The organism is Pontibacillus sp. ABV4_188, from assembly GCF_056311905.1.
In genome coordinates this window covers 3348543-3372770 of the sequence record NZ_CM149975.1, presented here as the reverse complement: position 1 = coordinate 3372770, position 24228 = coordinate 3348543, and the positions used below count along the sequence as shown (strand labels likewise).

The window sequence follows — 24228 nt, the reverse complement described above, 5'->3', positions numbered from 1 at the left end:
AGAGAATGAAAAGGGGTTGAGCGAAGTGAGCGAAGAAACAATTTACGATGTAATCATCGCAGGTGCTGGACCGGCAGGTATGACAGCAGCTGTTTACACTTCTCGTGCTAATTTAAATACACTTATGATTGAGCGTGGAATTCCAGGCGGACAAATGGCGAATACCGAAGAAGTTGAGAACTACCCTGGGTATGAGCATATTCTAGGCCCGGACCTTTCAAATAAAATGTTTGATCACGCTAAGAAATTCGGTGCAGAATATGCATACGGAGATATTAAAGAGATTGTTGACGGTAAAGAATATAAAACCGTTAAAGCAGGAAACAAAGAATTTAAAGCTCGTTCTATTATTATCGGAACAGGAGCTCAATATAAAGCATTAGGTGTGCCTGGTGAATCTGAACTTGGCGGCCGCGGTGTTTCATACTGTGCCGTATGTGATGGTGCATTCTTCAAGAACAAAGAACTAGTTGTTGTTGGTGGTGGCGACTCCGCTGTTGAAGAAGGGGTTTATTTAACTCGCTTTGCAAGCAAAGTAACGATTGTTCACCGTCGTGATTCCTTGCGTGCACAGCAAATTCTGCAACAGCGTGCCTATGACAACGAAAAGATTGATTTTATTTGGGATACTGAGGTAACGAAAATTAACGATGAAAATGGTAAAGTAGGAAGCGTTTCTCTTGTAAATAACAAGACGGGCGAAGAGTACGACAAACCAATTGATGGTGTGTTTATCTATATCGGAATGATTCCTCTAAGTAAACCATTTGAATCTATAGGCATTACTAACGAAAACGGCTATATCGAAACAAATGAAAAAATGGAAACGAAAGTGCCAGGAATCTTCGCAGCCGGAGATATTCGTGAAAAGGAACTTCGTCAAATCGTAACCGCTACAGGTGATGGTAGTATTGCAGCTCAATCAGCTCAACACTACATCGAGAACTTGTTAGAGGAAATTGGCGAAGCATAAGCGTTGCATGCAAGGTTCAGCTGCAATTGTAAAGATGCCTGTTACCAACCGTAACGAAACGTAATAGCATTTTAATTGTGCTGTAACACGCATGAAACAATTATGGGGTATAATATAATTAACTAATTGACCCCCTTTTAATAAATATATTTGGCACAGGCAAATTCGCCTGTGCCCTTTTTTTTGTCTAAATGTAAGTTGTTGTCTGCTTTATTATAATTTCTTGTCTTAGCAAGACGTTTCTAGCGCTTTTATAACTTACACAACCATAGTATAATATTAAGGAGAATGCCTCTCGCATTTTTTTAATGAGGTGAGTAATGTGCAGCGAGTTACAAATACAGTTTTACGAAAAAACGATGAAGTGTTAATGCTTCAGAAGCCACGCAGGGATTGGTATGTGGTTCCTGGTGGGAAAATGGAGCAGGGAGAGCATATTAAAGAAACGGCAGCACGAGAATACAAAGAAGAAACAGGGTTAACGCTAAAGGATCCGCAACTTCGTAGTGTATTTACCTTTATTATGAAGGACGGAGATGAGGTAGCTCATGAATGGATGATGTTCACTTTCTACAGTGAAGATTATTCGGGCACGTTAAAGTCTGAAAGTCCTGAGGGAGAACTGGAATGGGTTCCTGTTGCAGAAGTTCTCCAAAAGCCTATGGCAGAAGGGGATCAATATTACCTTCAACATATATTAAACAATAACTCAATCTTATATGGCACCTTTACGTATACACTTGATTTTAAGTTAATAGACGTTACGCTTGATCCGATGAATCCATAAAAAGGGAGAGATGGAAACATGGTAGATCAAACACAAGAAACCCAACTCGTAATTATCACAGGAATGTCTGGTGCCGGAAAAACAGTCGCAGTTCAAAGCTTTGAAGATTTGGGCTTCTTCTGTGTGGATAATTTACCACCTGCGCTACTTCCAAAGTTCTTAGAATTAATGAAGGACCCTAAGAATAATATACAAAAAGTCGCCCTTGTTATGGATTTACGAGGTAGAGAATTCTTCGATACGCTTTTTGAAGCGCTAGACCGACTTTCAAGAGAAGACGGGTTAAATGAACACATCCTTTTTCTTGATGCGGAAAATCAATCACTAGTTTCACGTTATAAGGAAACACGCCGCTCCCATCCTTTAGCCCCAGATGGGCTGCCAATGGAAGGAATTCAGCAAGAGCGTCTTATGCTTGATGAACTTCGCGGTCGTGCTCAACAAATTATCGATACGACTACATTGAAGCCTCGTGAACTTCGAGAGCGCATTTTGGAATCATACGCTGAGAAAACACAACAAGTATTCTCCGTGCAAGTTGTTTCTTTTGGTTTTAAATATGGTTTGCCCATTGATGCGGACCTTGTATTCGATGTTCGCTTCTTACCAAACCCGCATTATGTGGAACAGATGCGCCCATTGACAGGGTTAGATGATGAAGTATCAAAATACGTATTTAAATGGACGGAAACCAATCAATTTTTAGAAAAGCTATTCGACTTGTTAGGATACATGTTGCCTCAATATAAACGGGAAGGAAAAAGTCAGCTTGTCATTGCGATTGGTTGTACTGGTGGACAACACCGATCAGTAGCTATCGCAGAACACATTGCAAATCACTTTTCCCGCGATTATGTTGCTCATGTCACCCATCGCGATGTCGATAAAAGAAAGGGAAAATAGACGATGCCTAAAAAACCGTTACCTCGAGTAGTTGTACTTGGAGGAGGGACAGGGATGCCGGTTTTATTACGAGGCTTAAAGTCTTTCCCGATAGACTTGTCAGCTATTGTTACTGTTGCTGATGATGGGGGAAGTTCTGGCCGTTTGCGTGAGGAATTGTCTATGCCGGCTCCAGGTGACATCCGAAATGTTATTGCCGCATTATCTGATGCAGAGCCGATGCTGTTGGATCTTTTCCAGCATCGGTTTCAAAATGGCAACGGGTTATCCGGACATTCCATGGGAAATTTACTTTTAGCCGCTATGAATTCCATCACTGGTGATTTCTTTCATGGTATTAAAGAAATTTCGCGTGTCTTAAATGTAAAAGGAAATATTTTTCCTATTGCAAACCAAAATATGTTCCTTCATGCTGAAATGATGGATGGATCTGTTGTTTCAGGCGAATCCAAAATTCCTGCATCAGGAAAGAAGATCAAACGAGTCTTTCTAAGCCCTGAGCCAGTTCAACCTCTTCCTGAAGCTGTGAAAGCTGTAAAGGAAGCAGACCTAGTTGTCATTGCTCCAGGCAGTTTATATACAAGTACCTTACCCAATATGATTGTTTCTCAAATCGGAGACGCTTTACGTGAGACACAAGGTGAAGTTGTCTATGTGTGTAACGTCATGACTCAACATGGAGAAACAACAGACTATACTGCATCTGATCACGTTCAAGCCATTCAAGATCATATTGGAGAAGGATGCCTTCATTCGATTGTTGTCCATAATCAAATTATTGATGATGAGGTTCGAAAAATGTATGCAGTTGAGCATGCATCACCTGTTATTAATGACCAAGATCGATTACGTGAAATGGGCATAAACGTTATTGAAGGCGACATTATTGACCCAAATCAAACGTCACTACGTCACGATACAACAAAAGTCGCCAAGTTGTTATATTCTATGCTTGATTAAGCATGTTCTCTAATAACGACTAGGTGAAGAGGAGGTGAGAGGGTTGTCATTTGCTTCTGAAACCAAAAAAGAATTGACCGGAATTGAAGTGGAACCGTGTTGCATGGAAGCAGAATTAGCAGCATTAATCCGTATGAATGGCTCCATCTCGTTTTCCAATCGGAACTATATTCTAGATGTTCAAACGGAAAATGCAGCGATTGCCCGTCGAATTTATACGTTAGTCAAAAATCTATACCAACTACCAGTGGAGCTATTGGTTCGTAAGAAAATGCGTTTAAAGAAGAACAACGTTTATATTGTTCGAATGAAAGAAAAGGTTCGTGACTTACTGCAGGATTTAGAGATCCTAGAAGAACCTTTTACTCTAATACGAACGATTTCCAAGAAGTATCAGCAGAAATCATGCTGTATGCGTGCCTATTTACGAGGTGCGTTCTTAGCAGGTGGATCTGTAAACAATCCAGAAACTTCATCTTATCACATGGAGATCTTCACCTTTTATGAAGATCACAATGAATCCCTATGTGAACTTATGAATCAGTTTGATCTACACGCAAGAGCCATTGAACGAAGAAAAGGGTATATCTGCTATTTGAAAGAAGCGGAGAAGATTACTGAATTTCTTAATATCATTGGAGGCCACCAAGCTTTATTAAAGTTTGAAGATGTCCGCATTATGCGTGATATGCGAAATTCTGTAAATCGACTTGTAAATTGTGAAACGGCTAATCTGAATAAAACAATTGGAGCTGCCTTCCGTCAGGTTGAGAATATTAAACTTATTCAAAGTACAGTTGGGTTAGAAGCTTTGCCGGATAAATTACAAGAACTAGCCGTCCTTCGTGTAGAGCATCAAGATGTTACCTTGAAAGAACTTGGGGAGCTTATGTCTCCTACTATTAGTAAATCTGGGGTAAATCATCGGCTTCGTAAAATTGATGAATTTGCTGATAAGCTTCGTAAAGGAGAACTTGCGGTTAAATAATAGATATCCATTCCTTTTTTATAAGGTTCATGATATAATAATCTTAAAATTTCGACGCTTTCTTATCGGAAGCGTTTTTTTACAAATGTGTGATAGCGCTTTCGCGGTTGATAAAATCATAGGTGAATAGATGATACAGAGAGGGGAATTGGATTGATCGAGCGGTCTGTGAAAGTAGAATTAACAACCGGATTACAAGCAAGGCCAGCTGCCTTATTCGTTCAAGAAGCCAATCGTTTTTCATCCGATATCTTTTTAGAGAAAGAAGGAAAACGGGTGAATGCTAAAAGCATCATGGGTCTCATGAGTGTTGCTGTTGGGCCAGGAGAAACGATTACACTTCAGGCAGAAGGAACAGATCAAGACAACGCTATTGATAAACTTGTTGAATTTGTGACTAGTCAGTAAGATGTGTTTATTTTTTGTTTTGATTGTGAAGAGATGAACAACAAAGCTCAAGAATCGATACGGAATCGATTCTTGAGCTTTTTTATGTAGCTATGGTTTCTGGGAGTGTAGTTCCGACTTGAGACTGAGTCAAATATCTTCTTTAGGAGGAGGAAGGAAATGGATGTTACTTATATAATAGGTTATAGATAAGGGAAAAGGGAGGATTATATGGAAACGATCATTGAAGTAGAAGGTATTCGAAAAGGATATAAAAAACGGAAATCCAAAGAAGAGTTTATAGCTGTGGATGATATTTCTTTCTCGGTTCGTAAGGGGGAAATTGTAGGGCTGCTTGGACCAAATGGAGCAGGTAAAACAACTACGATTAAAAGTATTTGTGGATTACTCGTTCCTGATCAAGGGTCAATTAAAATTAACGGGTATGACAGCGTGAAAGAGCGCAACAAGGCTTTACGTCACATTAGTGCGGTATTAGAAGGAAACCGAAATGTGTATTGGCGTTTATCTGTAGAAGAGAATCTTGAATATTTTTCAGGTAATCGTGGTATGCGAAAAAAAGAATCCAAAAAGCGAATTGACCAACTCCTTGAGCTTTTTCGCTTAGAAGATAAGCGCAGTGAGATTGTCAATAATCTATCTCGTGGTATGCAGCAAAAGCTGGCTATAGCAGTTGCCTTAATGGCGGATACAGATGTGATTCTACTAGATGAGCCCACTCTTGGCTTAGATGTAGAAACGAGTTACGAAGTTCGTTCATTGCTAAAGCACATTGCAGAGCAAGAAGGAAAAACGATTATCATTAGTACACATGATATGGCCGTTGTGCAAGACCTTTGTAAACGAACAGTCATTATAAATAGCGGAAGGGTTATTGCGGATGAAAATGTACAGCACCTCTTAAAGTTATTTGAAACAAGCGCCTATGAGATTCAATTAAAAGAAACGCTCACCGAAGAACAACTCACCAAACTCCACCATCAGTTCCCAATCTTTAATCTCCAAGACCTCACCTTAGAAGTTAGCCTAGAACATGAAGAAGCGATCTATCGAATAATGAATATACTCAGTCTTAACCAAACAGGAATTGAAACAATTAATCGTACTCAAGTAAATTTTGAGCAAGTCTTCAGAAGACTTGTCAAAGAGGAGGCTGTATCATGAGTGCCTTTCTACAAGTCTTACGAGTGAACACTAAGAAAGAATTTATAGAAATGAAGCGTTACTTACCCAATACGTTAAGCTTATTAGCTACATTTTATATCATCTTTCTAGCTCTATTCTTTGGAATTCAAGTAGTTGGCGATCCGGCTGAAGCTTCTTCAAATACGCAGTACATTATCGTGAACTATGTATTTTGGTACTTTGCAATGATGACGCTCCAATCGACTGGGGGAGCCATTACAATGGAAGCCATGCGAGGAACGTTGGAACAGTTGTATATGTCACCTGTTTCGGCATGGCGGATTCTTTTAGCTCGTGTATTTGGGATGGTAGCCATTCATCTCGGTATTATGATTGTACTTATTTTTTCTTCAATGCTAACGACAGGAGAGTGGTTGCATTTGAACATAGGAGCCATTATCCCTATTCTCTTGCTGACCATTATTAGTATGATTGGCGTTAGCTTTATTATTGCTGGTATATCCGTCATCTTTAAACAAGTCGATGCGTTTTTGCAAATCTTGCAATTTATTCTTATGGCATTTGCATTTGTCCCGCTCTCTGTCGCCCCTTACCTCGTTTTTGCTCCTTTTGTAAAAGGGGTCGATATGATGCGGCACGTTATGATTCATGGCTATACCCTTGGAGACTTTACGTGGGTCGATTACTCCTGGTTAGTTGGGAATGGGGTGTTTTACGCCATTGTTGGCGTCATCGTTTATCGAAGTTGTGAACGCTTGGCGATGAATAAAGGGTTGTTGGGTCATTATTAATTAATAAAAAAGCTGGCTATGTTGCCAGCTTTTACCTTTATGGAGTGACGTTTCCGTCAGCTTTGATGGAGCGAAAGGTGGGCCTGTAAATCACTCGCTTTCCGCGGGCGAGCTGTCGAGCTTCCTCGTTCGCTACGCTCTCTGCGGGATCTCGTCTAGCTCTCTCTCCCGCAGGAGTCTCGCAATTTCCAGGCCCACCTTTACCGAATTGGAGGAGACGGAAACGTGCCATGTATAGCATGCAAAGGGGGCACTTACACTACTCTAGCAGTCCGTACTACCATTTAATATCAGGGCAGGCTTCATGAGGTAACGGACACCCCCTTACCTAAATGCCTCTTGCTTGAATTAGGAAAGAAAAGGAGTGTTTTTATCTGGTGTTGAGGGGGAAATTGAGTGAGTGAAGTCAAAGAGGTGATTGGATGAATAAGCGGAACCTGGTGATTATTACGCTTGCGGCGGTGTCGATGACATTCTTTTATATGATCGTTGAGCTCAGTTTTATGGCTGATGTTTCAAAAGGGTTGATCTTTGCTATATTTTTAGTCTTTGCTGTTTTCTTTGCTCTTTATTTTATATTTGCACTTCCTATTCTTATCTATTTGCAAAGGAAGATCGGGGATCGGAATTATAGCTTGAAATACTTTGTTGCTTTTTTGGGAGGCTCATTTATCATTCACTTCTTGGTGAACCCTGTGTTGAATGAGTATCAATCGCCATTTGTTACTCCTTCGTGGTACGTATATGTTGTAAGTACGGCACTATTTATTTGGCTATGGGATTCTGCGAAAGTTAAAGTTTTTGCATAAAAAAACCGCTCTGATTCTGATCAGAGCGGTTTTTAAATAGTTGTATTAACCCTGGCTACGTTCGAAAACGTTGTCGATCAGGCCGTATTCTTTTGCTTCTTGAGCTGTCATGAAGTTGTCACGGTCCGTGTCGCGTTCAATTACAGATAGATCTTGACCTGTGCGCTCAGAAAGGATTTGGTTTAGTTTCTCGCGCATTTTGATGATGCGTTTTGCGTGGATTTCAATGTCAGATGCTTGACCTTGAGTTCCGCCAAGTGGTTGGTGAATCATAACTTCACTGTTTGGAAGAGCAGAACGTTTGCCTGGCTCACCAGCAGCTAGAAGGAAAGCACCCATAGATGCTGCCATACCTGTACAGATTGTTGCTACATTTGGCTTAATGAACTGCATCGTGTCATAAATCGCCATACCAGCTGTAATGGAACCACCTGGAGAGTTGATGTATAAAGAGATATCCTTCTCTGGATCTTCTGCCTGAAGGAATAGCATTTGTGCTACGATTGAGTTTGCTACGTTATCATCAATAGCGCTCCCAAGCATAATAATGCGGTCTTTCAGAAGACGTGAATAAATGTCATACGCACGTTCACCGCGGTTTGTTTGTTCAATAACTGTAGGGATTAAATTCATGAAATTCTCCTCCTTTAAATCGTGTTCTAACACTAAGTAAGTACCGAATTAATTTTATCATACACGCAAGGTCAAAAAAGGTCAAACAAAAGGATTGATGTTTTCTTACTAACTATGTAGAAGACCTTTCTTTCCTTATATGTATATGAAGATCCGGTTGCACATACAATCAATTTTTCCCCATTTCATGAAAGCTAAACGTTTTGAAAATGTTATTTTCTAAGTGCTCTAATTTGCCAGATTGCCTGATGAATATTCTTCGACAAATCCTTCTCTCTTACCTCCCAAACATTCCAGCCATTTCGAATTAAAAATTTGGATTTTCTCTTTAAGCGTCGCTTCTTCACAGGGTGCAACAAATCTTCTGGCTTGTAAAAAAGGATAGCTACTTTAATATCTAACAAAGCAAGATCGATCTTAACCCGCCCAACTTTTACATGTGTGTAAGGGAGGAACCCGTAACACCTAAGAGAATAATAGGTCTTACGAAGCCCTGGTGAGTGAGATGGGGGTTCATTGGAATCTTGGTGTAAGCTTGGGATCGGATTTCGAAACAGTCCAAGCCCACCAATAATAATGAATGAAAAGATTAAGCATACCCAAACGCCAACAGCTATAGTCACAGAGCATCACCTCGAAGCTAGCATTTCCAAAAGCACGAGTGCTCATACTCAATGAAATGGGTCTTGAATTCTAATAAGTTGAACCGTATAATGGAAGTTGTCCTTATTATAACTAGCATGCGCTCGTAGCTCAGCAGGATAGAGCGGTAGGTTCCGGTCCTACGTCTGTCGGGGGTTCGAATCCTCTCGAGCGCGCTCATATAAAACGCCTTACCCTAATTGGGTAAGGCGTTTTTAATTTCTTTAGTGTTAGCCCCTTATAGGGAGGACTTGAAGCTGAGAGATCTTGGATGGAGGTGGGGCCTTAAGTTTGTTGGGGGAAGGGGTGTCTGGGGAACGACTCGCTTTCCGCGGGCGAGCTGTCGAGCCTCCTCCCTCACTGCGAGGTTTAGTTTATTCCTTTTAAAGGAAATAGATTACTGTAAACCAATCTAGCAACACAGGAAGGTGGAAAAGATTATGTTCAATCGATTTGATCAAGGACGTCACTTAACACCTGAGCAGAAGGAAGATATGTTAGATCGCAAACGGAAGAAGATTATCGCTGAAGATGAAGCGAAACATAATTTAGAAGAAGATCCAGATGAAAAGGAAGAAGAGAAATAGTTTTGTTTTAAAGAGTCTTAACGTTGCTGAGCAATGTTAAGCTCTTTTTTTGTGTGGTTATGTAAGATTGTTTCTTACGGATATCCTCTTCCTGACTTCCTTCTATTAAATGAAGTTTGTTATAATAGTTTGTAAACGTTTTCTGAGGAGAGGGTCTGGTTGAAGCATCAGTTAAGTCAGGAGCAGCGGTTAACGTGGAGGATGACGCAGAGGTTAAGTCAAGCGATTGAGATGTTGGCCTACAACGGGCAAGATTTGATTCGCTTTATTCAAGATCAAGCAGAAGTTAATCCTCTTATAGAGTTGAGTGTATCTTCGGCTCTTCCAAAGGGAGGGCAAGCTGAGGCGGCTCAATCCGATCAATCATCTAAAGAGAAGTCCTTCCGTGACCATTTACAAGAGCAGCTAGTTGAGAGTAGAATCCCTTCATCTCTACGTGATTTAGTTCAGTATGGAGTTGATTCTTTAAATGACCATGGTTATTTGGATACAACGATTGAAGAATGGAGTGAAGTTTGTGGTGCATCGTTAGCAGAAACACAAGAGGCGTTATCCTATATTCAATCCCTACATCCTGCTGGTGTTGGCGCGAGATCTTTGCAGGAGTGTATTGCTATTCAATTGAAGCGCGAAGAACATCCTATGTATATGACACAACTTGTTTATGATCATATAAATTGGGTTGCTGAACAAGATATTAAATCCATTCAAGAGGAATACAACATTACATCAGAAGATGCAAAGCTTGCGATTGATACAATTCAAACGTGTCATCCAAGACCTGGCATTCAGTATTCGTCTGTGCAAGAGAACTATATTGTTCCGGATGCGGAAGTGTTTAAGAAGAATGGAGACTGGATTGTGAAGCTTTCTCCATGGAATACACCAAAGATTGTCGTGGATGAAGATATGTATGCTTTGTCTCATCAGCATCAAGAAGCATCCGCGTATTTAGAGGAAAAGTACCAACACGCAATATGGCTCCAAATGGCAATCGAACAACGGAAACAAAATATGAAAGCGATTATGGAAGAAATCGTTAAACGACAAGTGCCTTTTTTCGAAGAAGGCGCTCACCAAAAACAATCCCTCAGAATGAGAGAGGTTGCTGCAGCGACTGGTGTTCACGTCTCAACCATAAGCCGTGCAGTGCGCCATAAGTATGTTCAATCTCCAAGAGGAATTATTCCCCTTAAAGACTTCTTTCAACAAGGCTTGAAAACGAGGAATGGTCAAGAAACATCCGCTGAAGCAATCAAGCATTTGTTAAAGGAAACGATACATACTGAAAATAAGCAAAAGCCCTACTCAGATCAAAAGTTAAGTCAGTTATTGCATGACCAATTTGGTATTTACATTTCAAGGAGAACCGTGGCAAAATATCGGGAAGCCCTATACATACCATCATCAACGAAAAGAAGGAAAAGGGGGTAGCTGCATATGGCAACAGAAATTGTACTGTATACGAAGAAGGATTGTCCTTTATGCCAAGAAGCTAAAGAATTGATTGAGACGCTTTCATATGATTATGAGTTTGTTATTCGGGAAAAAGATATATACGAAGAAGATGAGTTAATTGAACGATATGGTCTCATGATCCCGGTAGTAGAAATGGACGGCGAAGAGTTCGATTATGGGAAAATCGATCTTTTTTCTTTAAGTAACCGTTTACAAAAGAAAAAGGGCTAGTATGTCTGTTGCAAGGGGTTATGGGGACTGATACAATATAAATGTAAGCTAGCCGTTGAGGTATTTTTTTGGCCCGAGCGGGACAGAATACGTCAAGGCGGGACGAAAAAGCTCCCGCTGCAGCTTACATACAGCAAAGGAGCTTTTCCATGAGGGCATTAATTGACTTACAGAGTAAACTATTCCCCGATTTGCTATCAATTATGCAACGAAGATATGAAACCTTAACATTGATTCAGCTAATGGAGCCCATTGGTCGTAGAAGTCTTGCTGATCATTTGAACATTGCAGAACGTACCGTTAGAACAGAAATTGATCTTTTACATGAACAAGGATTAATTGAAGTGACGACAAAAGGGATGCATGTAACGAATACTGGTAAGAATGTAATCGTTCAGTTAGAGGCCTTTATGAATGAATTAAGAGGTTTTAAAGATTTGGAGCAACAAGTGAAGCAACGTTTACAACTTGATCACGTAGTCATCGTACCTGGGGATAGCGATGAACTCTCATGGGTGAAACAAGAAATGGGTAAGGCCTGTGTTCGCTATATGAAGGGAATCCTTCGTAGTGATGACACAGTGGCTGTAACCGGTGGAGGGACCATTGCAGCTGTGGCTGAAATGATGACCCCACTTGAACAAGCAGGAAACTGCTTATTTGTCCCGGCCCGCGGTGGACTTGGCGAACAAATGGAGAATCAAGCAAACACCATTTGCGCTGAAATGGCGAAGAAAGCAAATGGAACGTATCGACTTCTCTATGTACCAGATCCGCTTAGTGAAGAATCCTATCAGACCATTATCGAAGAACCTTCTATTAAAGAGGTGCTAAAAATCATTCGTGGAGCTGGTGTTGTTGTTCATGGTATTGGTGATGCCACTACAATGGCAGAACGACGAAAAACTCCACAAGAAGTTATAGACACCATTCAAGAGGGTAAGGCTGTAGGGGAGGCTTTTGGTTATTATTTTAATGAAGAAGGCAGTATTGTTCACAAAGTGCGAACAGTAGGAATTCAATTAGAAGATTTACAACATACTAATTGTGTTATTGCTGTCGCAGGTGGAAAATCCAAAGCTAAGGCAATTTCTTCATATTTTAACCTGGGGCAATCCAATGTACTCATTACCGATGAGAGTGCAGCAAAAGAGCTAATAAAGGGATCTTCCCTTTAGATAGAAAATAAACACCTATATACCTTAAGGAGGAATTTTTCATGGCAATCAGAATTGGTATTAACGGTTTCGGACGTATCGGACGTAACGTATTCCGCGCGTCTCTTAAAAACGACGAGGTAGAAGTAGTAGCGATTAACGACTTAACGGACGCTAACATGCTTGCTCACCTTCTTCAGTATGACTCTGTACACGGTCAACTTGATGAAAAAGTAACAGTTAACGGATCTAACCTTGTAATCGGTGGTAAAGAGATCACAGTTCTTTCTGAACGTGACCCTGCTAACCTTGGTTGGGGAGATCTTGGTGTAGATATCGTAATCGAATCTACTGGTCGCTTCACTCAGCGTGACGATGCTAAAAAACACATCGATGCTGGCGCGAAAAAAGTTATCATCTCTGCACCTGCTAAAGGCGAAGACCTTACAGTAGTTATGGGTGTTAACGAAGATTCTTACGACCCAGCTAGCCACCACGTAATCTCTAACGCATCTTGTACGACAAACTGCTTAGCACCATACGCTAAAGTTCTTAACGACAAATTCGGTCTTAAGCGCGGTATGATGACTACAATCCACTCTTACACGAACGACCAACAAATCCTTGACCTTCCACACAAGGACTACCGTCGCGCGCGTGCAGCTGGACAGAACATCATCCCAACAACTACAGGTGCTGCACAAGCAGTTGCTAAAGTAATGCCTGAAATGGAAGGTAAACTAACTGGTATGGCTATGCGTGTTCCTACACCTAACGTATCTCTAGTTGACCTTGTAGCTGAGCTAGACACAGATGCTACAGCAGAAGAAGTAAACCAAGCGCTTAAAGAAGCAGCTGAAGGTGAACTTAAAGGTATTCTTGGTTACAGTGAAGAAGAGCTAGTTTCTAGCGACTACAACGGTAACGCAGCTTCATCTACAATTGATGCAGCTTCAACTCTAAGTATCGAGAATAACATGGTTAAAGTTGTTTCTTGGTACGATAACGAGAGCGGCTATTCTCACCGTTGTGTAGACTTAGCTGTATACCTTGCGAAAAAAGGACTTTAAGTTTTCGTAAATAAGCAGGAAAACAACTCCTGTTAACCGTATAAATTATGAGTGTCCATCGCAAAGAGCAGGAGGAGAGCAACCTCCTCCTTTGCGATGTTTGTTTGATAGAAGCATGAAAAGAATGGAAGCCCACCACTTTATTACCATTTGACTCTTTTTATGAATTCCAATCAAACCCTTGTAACACGTTTGTCTTCTTAAAAATAAGGAAACGTACATACAGGGGAGCTAGACACATTCCAAGGAAAAATTTAAAGGAGGTCCTCATCCCGTGAACGTGAATGAGAAAAAAACCATCCAAGATGTAGAAGTAAAAGGCCAGAAAGTATTCTGCCGCGTTGATTTCAACGTACCTATGCAAGATGGTGAAGTAACTGACGACACGCGCATCCGTGCAGCGTTACCAACAATCCAACATTTAATTGAGCAAGGTGCAAAAGTAATCTTAGCAAGCCACCTTGGTCGTCCTAAAGGGGAAGCCGTTGATGAACTTCGCCTTGATCCAGTAGCGAAACGTCTAAGTGACTTACTTGGTCAAACCGTTACGAAAACGGATGAAGCTTACGGAAGTGAAGTGGACAAAGCCATTTCTGAAATGGAAAACAGCGATGTACTTCTTCTTGAAAATGTTCGTTTCTATCCGGGTGAGGAAAAGAACGACGCAGAACTTGCGAAGGAATTCGCTAATTTAGCAGACCTTTATGTGAATGATGCTTTCGGTGCAGCTCACCGTGCGCACGCTTCAACTGAAGGGATTGCTCAACACCTTCCAGCAGTAGCTGGCTTCTTAATGGAAAAAGAACTACGTGTCCTTGGTAATGCGTTAAAAGACCCTGAGCGTCCTTTCACTGCTATTATCGGTGGTGCAAAAGTTAAGGACAAAATTGGCGTTATCGATCACCTGATTGACAAAGTTGATAATTTAATTATCGGCGGCGGTCTTGCTTACACCTTCGTGAAAGCACAAGGCTACGAAATTGGTCAATCTCTTCTTGAAGAAGATAAGATCGATCTTGCTAAGCAATATATGGAAAAAGCGAAAGAAAAAGGCGTTAATTTCTATATGCCACAAGATGTAATCGTTGGCGACGACTTCTCTAACGATGCAAACACACAAGTGGTTACTATCGATAGCATCCCAGCTGATTGGGAAGCAATGGACATCGGTCCAAAAACGATTGAACTATATTCTGATATCGTGAAGAACTCTAAGCTAGTGATTTGGAACGGCCCAATGGGTGTCTTCGAGCTTGAAACATTCGCTAATGGTACAAAAGGCGTTGCAGAAGCTCTTGGACAAACAGAAGGTTATTCTGTAATCGGTGGCGGTGACTCTGCAGCTGCTGTTGAGAAGTTCGGTTATGCAGATCAAATGGACCACATCTCTACAGGTGGCGGAGCATCATTAGAGTTTATGGAAGGTAAAGATCTTCCAGGCGTAGTAGCATTAAACGATAAATAATAGGTGAGGTGACAGTATGCGTAAACAAGTCATTGCAGGTAACTGGAAAATGAACAAGCTAATGGGCGAGGCTACACAGTTTGTTGACGATGTAAAAGGTCAAATACCTTCTTACGATCAAGTTGAATCTGTTGTTGTAGCACCTTTCCCTTATCTTCCAACTCTTGTTCAACAAGCAGAAGGTACAGATCTTAAAATTGGTGCGCAGAACATGCACTTTGAAAGTAATGGAGCATTCACAGGCGAAGTTAGCCCTGAAATGCTTAAAGACCTTGGCGTAACGTACGTTGTTCTTGGTCACTCTGAGCGTCGTGAAATGTTTGCTGAAACAGACGAAACAGTAAACAAAAAGACACACGCTGCATTCAAACACAACCTAGTACCAATTGTTTGTGTAGGTGAAACAGATGAGCAACGTGAAAACGGTGAAGCTGAATCTGTAGTAGAGACACAAGTAAAAGCTGCTCTTAAAGACCTAACAAATGAACAAGTTAAAGATGTCATCATTGCTTATGAGCCTATATGGGCGATCGGCACTGGTAAAACAGCTACAGCTGAAGATGCAAATGCAATGTGTGCTTCTATCCGTAAAGTCGTTAACGAATTTGCGGGCAGTGAGCCAGCAGAAGCGATTCGTATTCAATACGGCGGTAGCGTAAAACCAGCTAACGTTGACGAGCTTATGTCTCAGTCTGATATTGATGGTGCTCTAGTAGGCGGCGCAAGCTTACAACCTGATTCTTTCTTATCTCTAGTGGAGGCAGGTAAACATGAGTAATCAAAACCTAGCAGCTTTAATCATCTTAGATGGTTACGGCATGCGTGACGAGGAATACGGTAACGCTGTAAAACAAGCGAACACACCAAACTTTGATCGTCTTTGGGAACAGTACCCACATACAACGCTTACAGCAAAAGGTGAAGCGGTTGGCCTTCCTGAAGGTCAAATGGGGAACTCTGAAGTAGGTCACTTAAATATTGGTGCAGGTCGCGTTGTTTACCAAAGCCTAACTCGTGTAAATATGTCCATTCGTGAAGGCGACTTCTTCGAGAACGAGCGCTTCATCGAAGCTATGGAACATGCTAAAGAAAATGACAAAGCGTTACACCTATTCGGACTTCTGTCTGACGGTGGAATTCACAGTCATATCGAGCACTTATATGCCCTTCTTGAAATGGCGAAAAACCGCGGAGTAGAGAAAGTCTATGTGCACGGATTCTTAGATGGACGTGACGTAGGCCAGAAATCTGCAAAACAATATATTGAAGCCCTGCAGAACAAAATGGATGAACTAGGTGTCGGGGAGATCGCGACTCTATCCGGCCGCTATTATTCCATGGACCGTGACAAACGCTGGGACCGCGTGGAGAAGGCCTACCGCGCAATGGTGTACGGCGAAGGTCCAACCTACCAGGACCCAATTGAGTTAGTAGATGATTCTTACGCGAATGATATCTATGACGAATTCGTTCTTCCATCTGTTATGACAGACGATGCGGGTAACCCTCGTGCAACTGTTGAAGATGAAGATGCAATTATTTTCTATAACTTCCGTCCAGACCGCGCCATCCAAATTTCACGTACCTTCGCGAACGAAGACTTCCGTGAGTTTGACCGTGGTGACAAAGCACCGAAGAACACTCACTTTGTCATGCTTACGAAATTCAGCGAAACAGTCGACGGTTTCGTTGCATACACTCCCGTTAACCTGGATAACACAGTAGGGGAAGTATTAGCACAGAACAATATGAAGCAGCTTCGCATTGCTGAGACGGAAAAATATCCACACGTTACGTTCTTCATGAGCGGTGGCCGTGAGGAAGAATTCGAAGGGGAAGAGCGAATCCTAATCGATTCTCCTAAAGTGGCAACGTATGATGAACAACCTGAAATGAGTGCTTACGAAGTAACAGATGCTCTTCTACAAGAGCTTGATGCAGATAAGCACAACGCGATTATCTTAAACTTCGCAAACCCTGACATGGTCGGTCACAGTGGTATGCTAGAGCCTACTATTAAAGCGATTGAAACAGTGGACGAATGTTTAGGTAAAATCATTGATAAGATCACTGAAAAAGGTGGACATGCGATTATTACAGCTGACCACGGAAACGCTGACGAAGTAACGAATTCTGAAGGTAAAGCGATGACAGCTCATACGACAAACGATGTACCTGTAATCGTAACGAAAGATGGTCTTGAGCTTCGTGAAGGCGGAATCTTAGGTGACTTATCCCCAACGTTATTAGACTTATTACAAGTCGATCAGCCTAAAGAAATGACAGGCGAAACGTTAATTAAAAAATCTGATCAATAAAAAGGAGAGAAATAACCATGCCATATATTACGGACGTATACGCACGCGAAGTCTTAGACTCCCGTGGTAACCCAACAGTTGAAGTAGAAGTATATACGGAATCAGGTGCTTTCGGTTCAGCACTAGTTCCAAGTGGTGCATCTACTGGTGAATACGAAGCAGTAGAACTACGTGACGGTGATAAAGATCGCTACCTTGGTAAAGGTGTATCTCAAGCTGTTCAAAACGTTAACGAAAAAATCGCTCCAGAAATCCTTGGTTTCGATGCAACTCGCCAAGTAATCATTGATGAATTAATGATCGAACTTGACGGTACTGAAAACAAAGGTAACCTTGGTGCGAATGCAATCCTTGGTGTATCTATGGCAGTAGCTCGCGCTGCAGCTGACTACCTTGGTATTCCTTTATACCAATACCTTGGCGGATTCAACGCGAAGAAACTTCCAACACCAATGATGAACATCCTTAACGGTGGTGAGCACGCAGATAACAACGTGGACATTCAAGAGTTCATGGTTATGCCTGTTGGCGCTCCAACATTCAAAGAAGCTCTACGTATGGGCGCTGAAATCTTCCACTCTCTTAAGAAAGTTCTTAAGAACAAAGGCTACAACACTGGTGTAGGTGATGAAGGTGGATTTGCTCCTGACTTAGGTTCTAACGAAGAAGCACTATCTACTATCATCGAAGCAATTGAAGAAGCTGGTTACAAGCCAGGCGAAGAAGTTCAACTTGCAATGGACGTTGCATCTTCTGAAATTTACGAAGATGGCAAATACAACCTTAAAGGCGAAGGCGTAACTCGTACGTCTGAAGAAATGGTTGATTGGTATGAAGAGCTTGTTAACAAATACCCAATCATTTCTATTGAAGACGGCCTAGATGAAAACGACTGGGAAGGTACGAAACTTCTTACAGAGCGTATCGGCGACCGTGTTCAACTAGTTGGTGACGACCTATTCGTTACAAACACAAACAAACTAAGCCGCGGAATCTCTGAAGGTATTGCAAACTCAATCCTTATCAAAGTGAACCAAATCGGTACACTTACAGAGACATTCCAAGCAATCGAAATGGCGAAAGAAGCTGGTTACACAGCAGTTATCTCTCACCGCTCTGGTGAAACAGAAGACTCTACCATCGCTGACATCGCTGTTGCGACAAACGCTGGTCAAATCAAAACAGGTGCTCCATCTCGTACAGACCGCGTAGCGAAGTACAACCAACTTCTACGCATCGAAGACGTACTAGCTGGTACAGCAGTATACGCTGGTCAAAAAGCATTCTACAACCTAAACAAATAATAGGTTCTAAACAAAAGCCCCTTCATTCGGCCGGATGAAGGGGCTTTTTAACACTATATACCACACTAAAGGACTAAAGCGTGCCAGGCACCCTGCAGTGCTGTAGAGAGATAAAGGGTGTCTGGCACGCTTTATGACTGTGTAGCAATAAAGTGCATGTTGAAAAAAAGAGCTGTCTCCTTTATGGGGACAGCTCTTTGGTGTAAGAGTTATAGAATTTATTCTTCTTCTTTAGGGAACCAGTTTGGTACGTTTAAGATGTTTGTCCACATTGGTTCTGGAATCGCTAGTTCTTCTTGCTGATTCAATTTCATTGCAGTACGAATTTGGTCTTCCTCACCTCTAGCTACTTTTTCTACCCAATCTGGTTCCATTAGCATTTCACGTCCTAGCGAAATCATTGGAACTTTTGCAAGGGCTCCTTCTACATCATCTGCAGTATGAAGGCTGCCGACACCCATTACAGGGATGATGCTGCCAACACGTTCTTGAATTAAGTCGATACGTGGACGTGTATCGTTCTCGTCGCGCATAGAACCTTGGTTAAAGCTAGAAAGTGAGATATGCAGGTAATCTAGATCTTGTTTAGCTAGCACATCTACAAGTTGTAGCGTGTCGTCCATTGTAATACCTGGCTCTTCGCGTTCTTCTGGTGATAGACGGTATCCTACTACGAACTCACTCTTAGCATGTTCAGCCACAGCTGCCTTCACAGATTCAACAACGGCAAGAGGGAAGTTCATGCGGTCTTCCACTGAGCCGCCCCACTGGTCATCACGTCGGTTGGAGTGAGGAGAGAAGAATTGTTGTAAGAGATACGTGTTCGCTCCGTGAATTTCAACTCCGTCAAAACCAGCTTCAATGGCGCGACGTGTCGCTGAGCCGAAATCAGCAATCGTTTGCTGGATTTCTTCTTCTGTCATTTCTCTTGGAGTTGGTGAATTCTCACGAAGAGCAGCTACCGCACTTGCACTGACCACATCTTCATTTGGGATAAGGTGTGGAGGGCACATACGACCACCATGGAAGATTTGTAGAATCGCTTTGGATCCTTTATCGTGAATGGCATCGGCTAATTTACGAAGACTTGGGATTAAATCGTCTCGGTGTGCACCGATCTCCCCATCAAATCCTTTTCCGTATTCGTTCACATTTGCACAAGCCGTAATGACGGCACCAACGCCTCCTGAACGGCGTTTGTAATATTCAAGTTCTTTATCAGATACACTTCCATCATCATTTGATAAGAAGTTTGTCATTGGAGCTAATAGCACACGGTTTTTCAATGTTACGCCTGATGGTAACGGATAGGATTCAAACATATATTTACGATCACTCATGATTTTTGCCTCCTTGATATGTTCCTTATTATTTGAGAATCTCAATTTAAGAACATGATCAGTTTATCACGCAACAAAAACTGTTGTCTTTTAAAGTGCATCTGGCAATCGGTAAAAAAGATACTAGAGCTAAGATGAATGCAAGATATCCTCAATAATTTGGATAACGTTTAGTCCTTCTTGGCCTGTTACCGGGACTTGCTTTTCGTGCCGGATCGCTGCAGCTAACTGCCCATAGTACGATTCATAGCTGCCTTTTTCTGTTGGGACACGGATTCCATCAGGGTGTTCGTCATTTGTTACTATCCCATAGTTCTCTTCAGGATCAATACCCCACCCGAACTGATTCGGTAACATTCCCTCTTTAAGCTGATTTTCTTGAGGATCTGTCCCATATTTAATAAAGCTTCCTTTTGTACCGTGGACTTGAAATTTGGGTCCTGTTGCTCTTACGAGAGAACTAGAATGGAGGATGACTTGTAAAGGGTTATAGTCTAATACTAGATGAAAGTAATCATCCACCTCTGCTCTTTCACGTTGAGCTTTAGCCATTCCTTGGACTTGTTCTGGTGATCCGAATAGATGAAGAGCCTGATCAATTAGATGAGCACCTAAATCGTACAAAATACCAGCACCAGGTACATCTTTTTCTCTCCATCGGTCGCGTACATGAGGACGATATCGGTCAAAGTGAGCTTCGTAGCTAGTCACATCTCCAAGAGCATTGCTTTCAATCAATTTCTTTACTGTAAGAAAATCATTGTCCCAACGCCTGTTATGAAAAGGGCTGAGTACTCGATTATTTGCTTCGGCAATTTGAAGTAATTCTTTGCCTTCCTGGCTATGAACGACGAAAGGTTTCTCAATAACGACGTGTTTTCCTGCTTCTAGTGCTGCTTTCGCGATAGGAAAGTGATACTCATTAGGAGCTGTAATGACAATAAGCTCTATGTCGTTATCTTGTATTAGGGCATCGGGAGAAGGTGTAATGGAAATTTGTCCAAGGTCTTGTTCTGCTTTTTCCAGTTTAGATGTAGATACGGCTGTAAGTTCAAATTCTGACAATGATTGAAGGAATGGCGCATGGAAGACTTGCCCCGACAGCCCATATCCAACTAATCCGGTTTTTATAGGTTTCATCATAATCGACTCCAATGTATGTAGGTTTCCTATATACTCTAGCACATAAAAGGATCGATGGGAAAAAGGTGAAGAGCAACACTTTATTAAGTAACAAATATGGAATTTTTACGCTAAATCTATAGCTCATTCACCACCCAAAGGCATGTAAAGCAACCATTATAATAGCAAAGTCAGCTATCATGTGGACGATCCACGAACCTTTGTAGGTGCCCGCTTTTTCTGTTAAAAAACAGAAGACCAAACCGATAGCGAATAACCCGATTAGGACGAGGATGGTAAGCGGGAGCGAGAACCATCCTTGAATACTCGCAAGATGGTACAAAGCAAAAAGACCTGAAGAATACAGATATCCAAGCCGTTTCTTTCCATGAAATAAAAGGGTTTGAAAAATAAACCCACGGAAGAACCATTCCTCTACCCATGAATTCCCGAGTATAATGTAGATTCCAACAGCATAGAAGGTTACAGGTGTTATACCAAGGTCCATTTCGAGATAAGACTTGATTTCAATGAAACTGATTTTATCTTTAGTCAGCCAGTAAGCAATAAGTATAGAAAAGAAAGATATTGTGGCAAACAGTAATGGGTCTTTCCAAGTTTCTTTTCTCCTTTTTAAGCGAGGAGGATAAAAGAACTTGTAAAAGATTAGAGGGATTCCGATAAATAACACAAGTTTACCTGCAGTTTTTACAATGTAAGGAACACCAAGTCCTTGTTCAAGCCCATACAGGAATAGGCAGGCAAAGAAGGAGAGCAACACCACCACTTTAGTTTGATTCATTACACCACCTCCTAAAGTTACATTTTACACTTTTGATGTTATTTTAAACGATAGCGTTTTGTTTAACAAGGACGCAATAGTTGTGTGATAAGCTAGATATAAAACATCACAGAGTAGGTGGAGCAATGAGAAAGTGGAAGTGGTGGAAAAAGATTTTGCTGATTGTTGGGGTTTTAGTAGTGGCAATTGGGATTATGGGGTATGTCTATTTGCAGCCTTATGAACCGAATGAAAGAGCTCTCCAAGCACTGACAGGAACGGAAGAAATTTCGATTAAAGATAAGAAGGACTGGATCTCCTTCATACCAGATCAAGGGGAACAAGAAACGATCCTTTTCTATCCTGGAGGTTTAGTTGAGCCTAAGAGCTATGCGCCTCTAGCCCATCAACTGGCTGAAGAGGGATACACTACATATATAGTTAAGATGCCTTTGAATTTGGCTGTCCTAGCTCAGGACAAAGCGAATGAAATCATTCAAAAAGATCCTAATCGCTCCTACGTTATTGGTGGCCATTCGTTAGGTGGTGCAATGGCCACCAGGTACGCTGCAGAACATGAAGAGGACTTAGATGGTGTTTTCTTATTAGCTGCTTATCCCGATGAAGTTGGCGACCTAAGTGAATCAAATTTGTCTTTCTTATCGATCACGGGTGGGAAAGATGGTGTGATGAATCGTGATAAGTACGAAGAGGGGAAGGCGTATGCTCCTGGTGATCATCAATTTATAGAACTCGACGGAGCGAATCATGGTCAATTTGGAAGCTATGGTTTTCAAGAAGGGGACCAAAAGGCGACGATTACGCCGGAACAGCAGCTTGATCAGACAACTGAACTTATATCTGAATGGCTTTCTAAATAAAAGGCTCTGTTAAAGTTTAATGTTGTTAATCATTATAACAAGCTTGTTCAAGATTAGGGTAGGATTGTTGAAGACTCGAAACTGAGACACTTTATTGTGAGTCGGGACGTTACTTTTATTGAGTGGTAGGGGTGTCTGGGGGAACGACTCGCTTTCCGCGGGCGAGCTGTCGAGCCTCCTCGGGAACCCCACCCTGCGGGGTCTCGTCTACCTCTTTCTCCCGCAGGAGTCTCCCCGTTCCCCAGACACCTCTTATCAGAAGTCGTATAACGTCCCCTTAGCTCGAGCGTAGCGGGGCTTCAACAAACTACCCTCTCATATGTGGCATGCCTCCGTTCCCTCATATATGGCAGAGGTGGTTCGGGAAATTGCGAGACTCCTGCGGCAGTAGGAGCCTAGGGGAGACCCCACAGAGAGCGAAGCGAACGAGGAGGCTTCCCGGCTCGCCGCGGAAAGCGAGTGATTTCCCGAACCACCCTATTCTCAATTTTGGAAAACGGAGGCATTCTCTCAACTTCGAGTCTTCCACATAAGGGGCTTATATGGAATAAATGAAAATCAACGATAAACATGAAGAGAGCAAAATAAAAAGGTGCGTGTACCACTTTAAGCGGTATACGCACCATTTCTTTTGTATATCTTTTTATTTGCGCTCAAAACCTTCTTGTTCAAGGTAGTCTGTTGCTGCTGCATAGGTTGGGAACGTACCGTCTAGCATGTCGCCGGCGTAGATGTTCCATAGATCAAAATCGAAGACAAGTGCTAACGTATGCCCTTCATCGTTTATCCACGTTTCTTGATCAGGTTGGGATAGGGAGTCAATGGCATCGCGAACAATTGCCTTGATGTCTTCTTTGGAGAAGTCGCGAATGTTCACCATACCGCGGTCATCGGTCTCAACGCCATCAATATAATAACCGAATACAAAGCCGTTTCCGTTAGGATGCAGGTGATAGACCACGTTTTTCTTGTCCATTACGCTTTCTTCATAGTGGAAATTCACGCGTCCAAGGGATACGTTGTTTCTTGTTAATTCGGGGAAAGATTCTATAATCTCTAGTTTTTCTTCAAATGTAAGCATAAAGCCTCCAGGTATTCTTTTATTGTTATACGTGTCATTATAACATTCTATAAAAGTATTGTGCCACCGGGGGTTGTCGTCATTCATGCAAGACTTGAAGTTGAAACATTTTTGGTGGATGGGGACGCCTGCGTTTGTTGAGTGGTTGGGGTGTCTGGGGAACGACTCGCTTTCCGCGGGCGAGCTGTCAAGCCTCCTCGGGAAATGCACCCTGCGGGGTCTCGTCGACCTCTTTCTCCCGCAGGAGTCTCCCCGTTCCCCAGACACCCCTGGCTTTAGTGTGTACAAGCGTCCCCGGCATCTTTTGTGTGGTGCAGTTTGCAAAGATCTCATATTTAGCATGTTTTTGTTAAACCATTAAATTCAAGCAAACGGAAACATTATCTCAACTTA

25 protein-coding genes and 1 tRNA gene are annotated in these 24228 nt (G+C 41.9%); 20 read left to right on the top strand and 6 right to left on the bottom strand.

Annotated features, from left to right (window positions below; translation table 11 throughout):
* Nucleotides 1-25: 25 nt before the first annotated feature.
* The 9 genes from trxB to ACYX4O_RS17215 all read left to right on the top strand — a co-directional run bounded on the left by trxB (nt 26) and on the right by ACYX4O_RS17215 (nt 7765).
* Nucleotides 26-973 (top strand): thioredoxin-disulfide reductase, encoded by a 948-nt coding sequence (trxB, locus tag ACYX4O_RS17255; protein ID WP_476352578.1) that lies wholly within the window; start codon nt 26-28, stop codon nt 971-973.
* Nucleotides 974-1295: 322 nt separating this feature from the next.
* Nucleotides 1296-1760 (top strand): NUDIX domain-containing protein, encoded by a 465-nt coding sequence (locus tag ACYX4O_RS17250; RefSeq protein ID WP_476352576.1) that lies wholly within the window; start codon nt 1296-1298, stop codon nt 1758-1760.
* Nucleotides 1761-1778: 18 nt separating this feature from the next.
* Entirely contained in the window at nt 1779-2663 is an 885-nt protein-coding gene (gene rapZ, locus ACYX4O_RS17245; protein ID WP_476352574.1) for an RNase adapter RapZ, read from the top strand.
* A gap of 3 nt (nt 2664-2666) precedes the next feature.
* Nucleotides 2667-3623, top strand: a complete 957-nt coding sequence (locus ACYX4O_RS17240; RefSeq protein ID WP_476352572.1) for a gluconeogenesis factor YvcK family protein — start codon at nt 2667-2669, stop codon at nt 3621-3623.
* 43 nt (nt 3624-3666) lie between these two features.
* Nucleotides 3667-4611 carry a DNA-binding protein WhiA gene (gene whiA, locus ACYX4O_RS17235; protein ID WP_188652243.1) on the top strand — a complete coding sequence of 315 codons (945 nt, stop codon included), beginning with the start codon at nt 3667-3669 and terminating at the stop codon, nt 4609-4611.
* Between the two features lie 153 nt (nt 4612-4764).
* Complete coding sequence (locus ACYX4O_RS17230) at nt 4765-5019, top strand: HPr family phosphocarrier protein (RefSeq protein ID WP_476352569.1); 255 nt, start codon at nt 4765-4767, stop codon at nt 5017-5019.
* Nucleotides 5020-5229: 210 nt separating this feature from the next.
* On the top strand, nt 5230-6183 hold the full coding sequence (locus ACYX4O_RS17225; RefSeq protein ID WP_476352567.1) for an ABC transporter ATP-binding protein: 954 nt from the start codon (nt 5230-5232) through the stop codon (nt 6181-6183).
* The gene (locus ACYX4O_RS17220; RefSeq protein WP_476352565.1) at nt 6180-6956 is read left to right on the top strand and encodes an ABC transporter permease; all 777 of its coding nucleotides are present in this window, start codon (nt 6180-6182) and stop codon (nt 6954-6956) included. The genes ACYX4O_RS17225 and ACYX4O_RS17220 overlap by 4 nt, the downstream gene beginning before the upstream one ends.
* Before the next feature lie 422 nt (nt 6957-7378).
* Entirely contained in the window at nt 7379-7765 is a 387-nt protein-coding gene (locus ACYX4O_RS17215) for a UPF0715 family protein (RefSeq protein ID WP_476352563.1), read from the top strand.
* Between the two features lie 45 nt (nt 7766-7810).
* On the opposite strand, the gene clpP is transcribed toward ACYX4O_RS17215, so the two are convergent.
* A complete protein-coding gene (gene clpP / locus ACYX4O_RS17210; RefSeq protein WP_036782288.1) occupies nt 7811-8398 on the bottom strand; it encodes an ATP-dependent Clp endopeptidase proteolytic subunit ClpP in 588 nt (195 codons plus the stop codon).
* A gap of 212 nt (nt 8399-8610) precedes the next feature.
* The gene (locus ACYX4O_RS17205; RefSeq protein ID WP_476352561.1) at nt 8611-9021 is read right to left on the bottom strand and encodes a hypothetical protein; all 411 of its coding nucleotides are present in this window, start codon (nt 9019-9021) and stop codon (nt 8611-8613) included.
* 119 nt (nt 9022-9140) lie between these two features.
* Here ACYX4O_RS17205 and ACYX4O_RS17200 point away from each other — a divergent pair.
* From ACYX4O_RS17200 to eno, 10 genes are all read left to right on the top strand, one after another.
* A tRNA-Arg gene (locus ACYX4O_RS17200) sits at nt 9141-9216 on the top strand.
* A 264-nt stretch (nt 9217-9480) separates the two neighbouring features.
* On the top strand, nt 9481-9627 hold the full coding sequence (locus ACYX4O_RS17195) for a hypothetical protein (protein WP_188652185.1): 147 nt from the start codon (nt 9481-9483) through the stop codon (nt 9625-9627).
* 159 nt (nt 9628-9786) lie between these two features.
* Complete coding sequence (gene rpoN / locus ACYX4O_RS17190) at nt 9787-11061, top strand: RNA polymerase factor sigma-54 (protein WP_476352558.1); 1275 nt, start codon at nt 9787-9789, stop codon at nt 11059-11061.
* Between the two features lie 6 nt (nt 11062-11067).
* Entirely contained in the window at nt 11068-11316 is a 249-nt protein-coding gene (locus ACYX4O_RS17185; RefSeq protein WP_476352556.1) for a glutaredoxin family protein, read from the top strand.
* Nucleotides 11317-11465: 149 nt separating this feature from the next.
* The gene (locus ACYX4O_RS17180) at nt 11466-12494 is read left to right on the top strand and encodes a sugar-binding transcriptional regulator (RefSeq protein ID WP_476352554.1); all 1029 of its coding nucleotides are present in this window, start codon (nt 11466-11468) and stop codon (nt 12492-12494) included.
* A gap of 41 nt (nt 12495-12535) precedes the next feature.
* Nucleotides 12536-13543, top strand: a complete 1008-nt coding sequence (gene gap, locus ACYX4O_RS17175; RefSeq protein WP_476352552.1) for a type I glyceraldehyde-3-phosphate dehydrogenase — start codon at nt 12536-12538, stop codon at nt 13541-13543.
* Nucleotides 13544-13823: 280 nt separating this feature from the next.
* The gene (locus tag ACYX4O_RS17170) at nt 13824-15008 is read left to right on the top strand and encodes a phosphoglycerate kinase (RefSeq protein ID WP_476357188.1); all 1185 of its coding nucleotides are present in this window, start codon (nt 13824-13826) and stop codon (nt 15006-15008) included.
* A gap of 16 nt (nt 15009-15024) precedes the next feature.
* Complete coding sequence (tpiA, locus tag ACYX4O_RS17165) at nt 15025-15786, top strand: triose-phosphate isomerase (RefSeq protein WP_476352550.1); 762 nt, start codon at nt 15025-15027, stop codon at nt 15784-15786.
* Nucleotides 15779-17326 carry a 2,3-bisphosphoglycerate-independent phosphoglycerate mutase gene (gpmI, locus tag ACYX4O_RS17160; protein ID WP_476352548.1) on the top strand — a complete coding sequence of 516 codons (1548 nt, stop codon included), beginning with the start codon at nt 15779-15781 and terminating at the stop codon, nt 17324-17326. Before tpiA ends, gpmI begins: the two co-directional genes overlap by 8 nt.
* Before the next feature lie 17 nt (nt 17327-17343).
* Nucleotides 17344-18630, top strand: coding sequence for a phosphopyruvate hydratase (gene eno, locus ACYX4O_RS17155; RefSeq protein WP_476352546.1), 1287 nt, complete (start codon nt 17344-17346; stop codon nt 18628-18630).
* 218 nt (nt 18631-18848) lie between these two features.
* Here the strand turns inward: eno and ACYX4O_RS17150 are convergent, their stop codons facing one another.
* The 3 genes from ACYX4O_RS17150 to ACYX4O_RS17140 form a co-directional block, all read right to left on the bottom strand.
* The gene (locus ACYX4O_RS17150) at nt 18849-19970 is read right to left on the bottom strand and encodes an NADH-dependent flavin oxidoreductase (protein WP_476352544.1); all 1122 of its coding nucleotides are present in this window, start codon (nt 19968-19970) and stop codon (nt 18849-18851) included.
* A gap of 129 nt (nt 19971-20099) precedes the next feature.
* The gene (locus ACYX4O_RS17145; RefSeq protein ID WP_476357186.1) at nt 20100-21110 is read right to left on the bottom strand and encodes an oxidoreductase; all 1011 of its coding nucleotides are present in this window, start codon (nt 21108-21110) and stop codon (nt 20100-20102) included.
* A 130-nt stretch (nt 21111-21240) separates the two neighbouring features.
* Nucleotides 21241-21894 (bottom strand): CPBP family intramembrane glutamic endopeptidase, encoded by a 654-nt coding sequence (locus ACYX4O_RS17140; protein ID WP_476352543.1) that lies wholly within the window; start codon nt 21892-21894, stop codon nt 21241-21243.
* Nucleotides 21895-22019: 125 nt separating this feature from the next.
* Between ACYX4O_RS17140 and ACYX4O_RS17135 the strand changes: the two genes are divergently transcribed.
* On the top strand, nt 22020-22754 hold the full coding sequence (locus ACYX4O_RS17135) for an alpha/beta fold hydrolase (RefSeq protein WP_476352542.1): 735 nt from the start codon (nt 22020-22022) through the stop codon (nt 22752-22754).
* 643 nt (nt 22755-23397) lie between these two features.
* Here ACYX4O_RS17135 and ACYX4O_RS17130 read toward each other — a convergent pair.
* Nucleotides 23398-23835: a hypothetical protein gene (locus ACYX4O_RS17130; protein WP_476352540.1), complete on the bottom strand. Its 438-nt coding sequence runs from the start codon at nt 23833-23835 to the stop codon at nt 23398-23400.
* Nucleotides 23836-24228: the final 393 nt, after the last annotated feature.

What these genes read in the sequence shown, in the direction of transcription:
- ACYX4O_RS17220 (WP_476352565.1), top strand. Translation starts at nt 6,180, where the DNA reads ATGAGTGCCTTTCTACAAGTCTTACGAGTGAACACTAAGAAAGAATTT.
- ACYX4O_RS17130 (WP_476352540.1), bottom strand. Translation starts at nt 23,835, where the DNA reads ATGCTTACATTTGAAGAAAAACTAGAGATTATAGAATCTTTCCCCGAA.
- ACYX4O_RS17135 (WP_476352542.1), top strand. Translation starts at nt 22,020, where the DNA reads ATGAGAAAGTGGAAGTGGTGGAAAAAGATTTTGCTGATTGTTGGGGTT.
- ACYX4O_RS17140 (WP_476352543.1), bottom strand. Translation starts at nt 21,894, where the DNA reads ATGAATCAAACTAAAGTGGTGGTGTTGCTCTCCTTCTTTGCCTGCCTA.
- ACYX4O_RS17180 (WP_476352554.1), top strand. Translation starts at nt 11,466, where the DNA reads ATGAGGGCATTAATTGACTTACAGAGTAAACTATTCCCCGATTTGCTA.
- gap (WP_476352552.1), top strand. Translation starts at nt 12,536, where the DNA reads ATGGCAATCAGAATTGGTATTAACGGTTTCGGACGTATCGGACGTAAC.
- ACYX4O_RS17145 (WP_476357186.1), bottom strand. Translation starts at nt 21,110, where the DNA reads ATGAAACCTATAAAAACCGGATTAGTTGGATATGGGCTGTCGGGGCAA.
- ACYX4O_RS17195 (WP_188652185.1), top strand. Translation starts at nt 9,481, where the DNA reads ATGTTCAATCGATTTGATCAAGGACGTCACTTAACACCTGAGCAGAAG.
- ACYX4O_RS17185 (WP_476352556.1), top strand. Translation starts at nt 11,068, where the DNA reads ATGGCAACAGAAATTGTACTGTATACGAAGAAGGATTGTCCTTTATGC.
- clpP (WP_036782288.1), bottom strand. Translation starts at nt 8,398, where the DNA reads ATGAATTTAATCCCTACAGTTATTGAACAAACAAACCGCGGTGAACGT.
- rapZ (WP_476352574.1), top strand. Translation starts at nt 1,779, where the DNA reads ATGGTAGATCAAACACAAGAAACCCAACTCGTAATTATCACAGGAATG.
- ACYX4O_RS17150 (WP_476352544.1), bottom strand. Translation starts at nt 19,970, where the DNA reads ATGAGTGATCGTAAATATATGTTTGAATCCTATCCGTTACCATCAGGC.
- tpiA (WP_476352550.1), top strand. Translation starts at nt 15,025, where the DNA reads ATGCGTAAACAAGTCATTGCAGGTAACTGGAAAATGAACAAGCTAATG.
- ACYX4O_RS17215 (WP_476352563.1), top strand. Translation starts at nt 7,379, where the DNA reads ATGAATAAGCGGAACCTGGTGATTATTACGCTTGCGGCGGTGTCGATG.
- ACYX4O_RS17240 (WP_476352572.1), top strand. Translation starts at nt 2,667, where the DNA reads ATGCCTAAAAAACCGTTACCTCGAGTAGTTGTACTTGGAGGAGGGACA.
- eno (WP_476352546.1), top strand. Translation starts at nt 17,344, where the DNA reads ATGCCATATATTACGGACGTATACGCACGCGAAGTCTTAGACTCCCGT.
- gpmI (WP_476352548.1), top strand. Translation starts at nt 15,779, where the DNA reads ATGAGTAATCAAAACCTAGCAGCTTTAATCATCTTAGATGGTTACGGC.
- ACYX4O_RS17225 (WP_476352567.1), top strand. Translation starts at nt 5,230, where the DNA reads ATGGAAACGATCATTGAAGTAGAAGGTATTCGAAAAGGATATAAAAAA.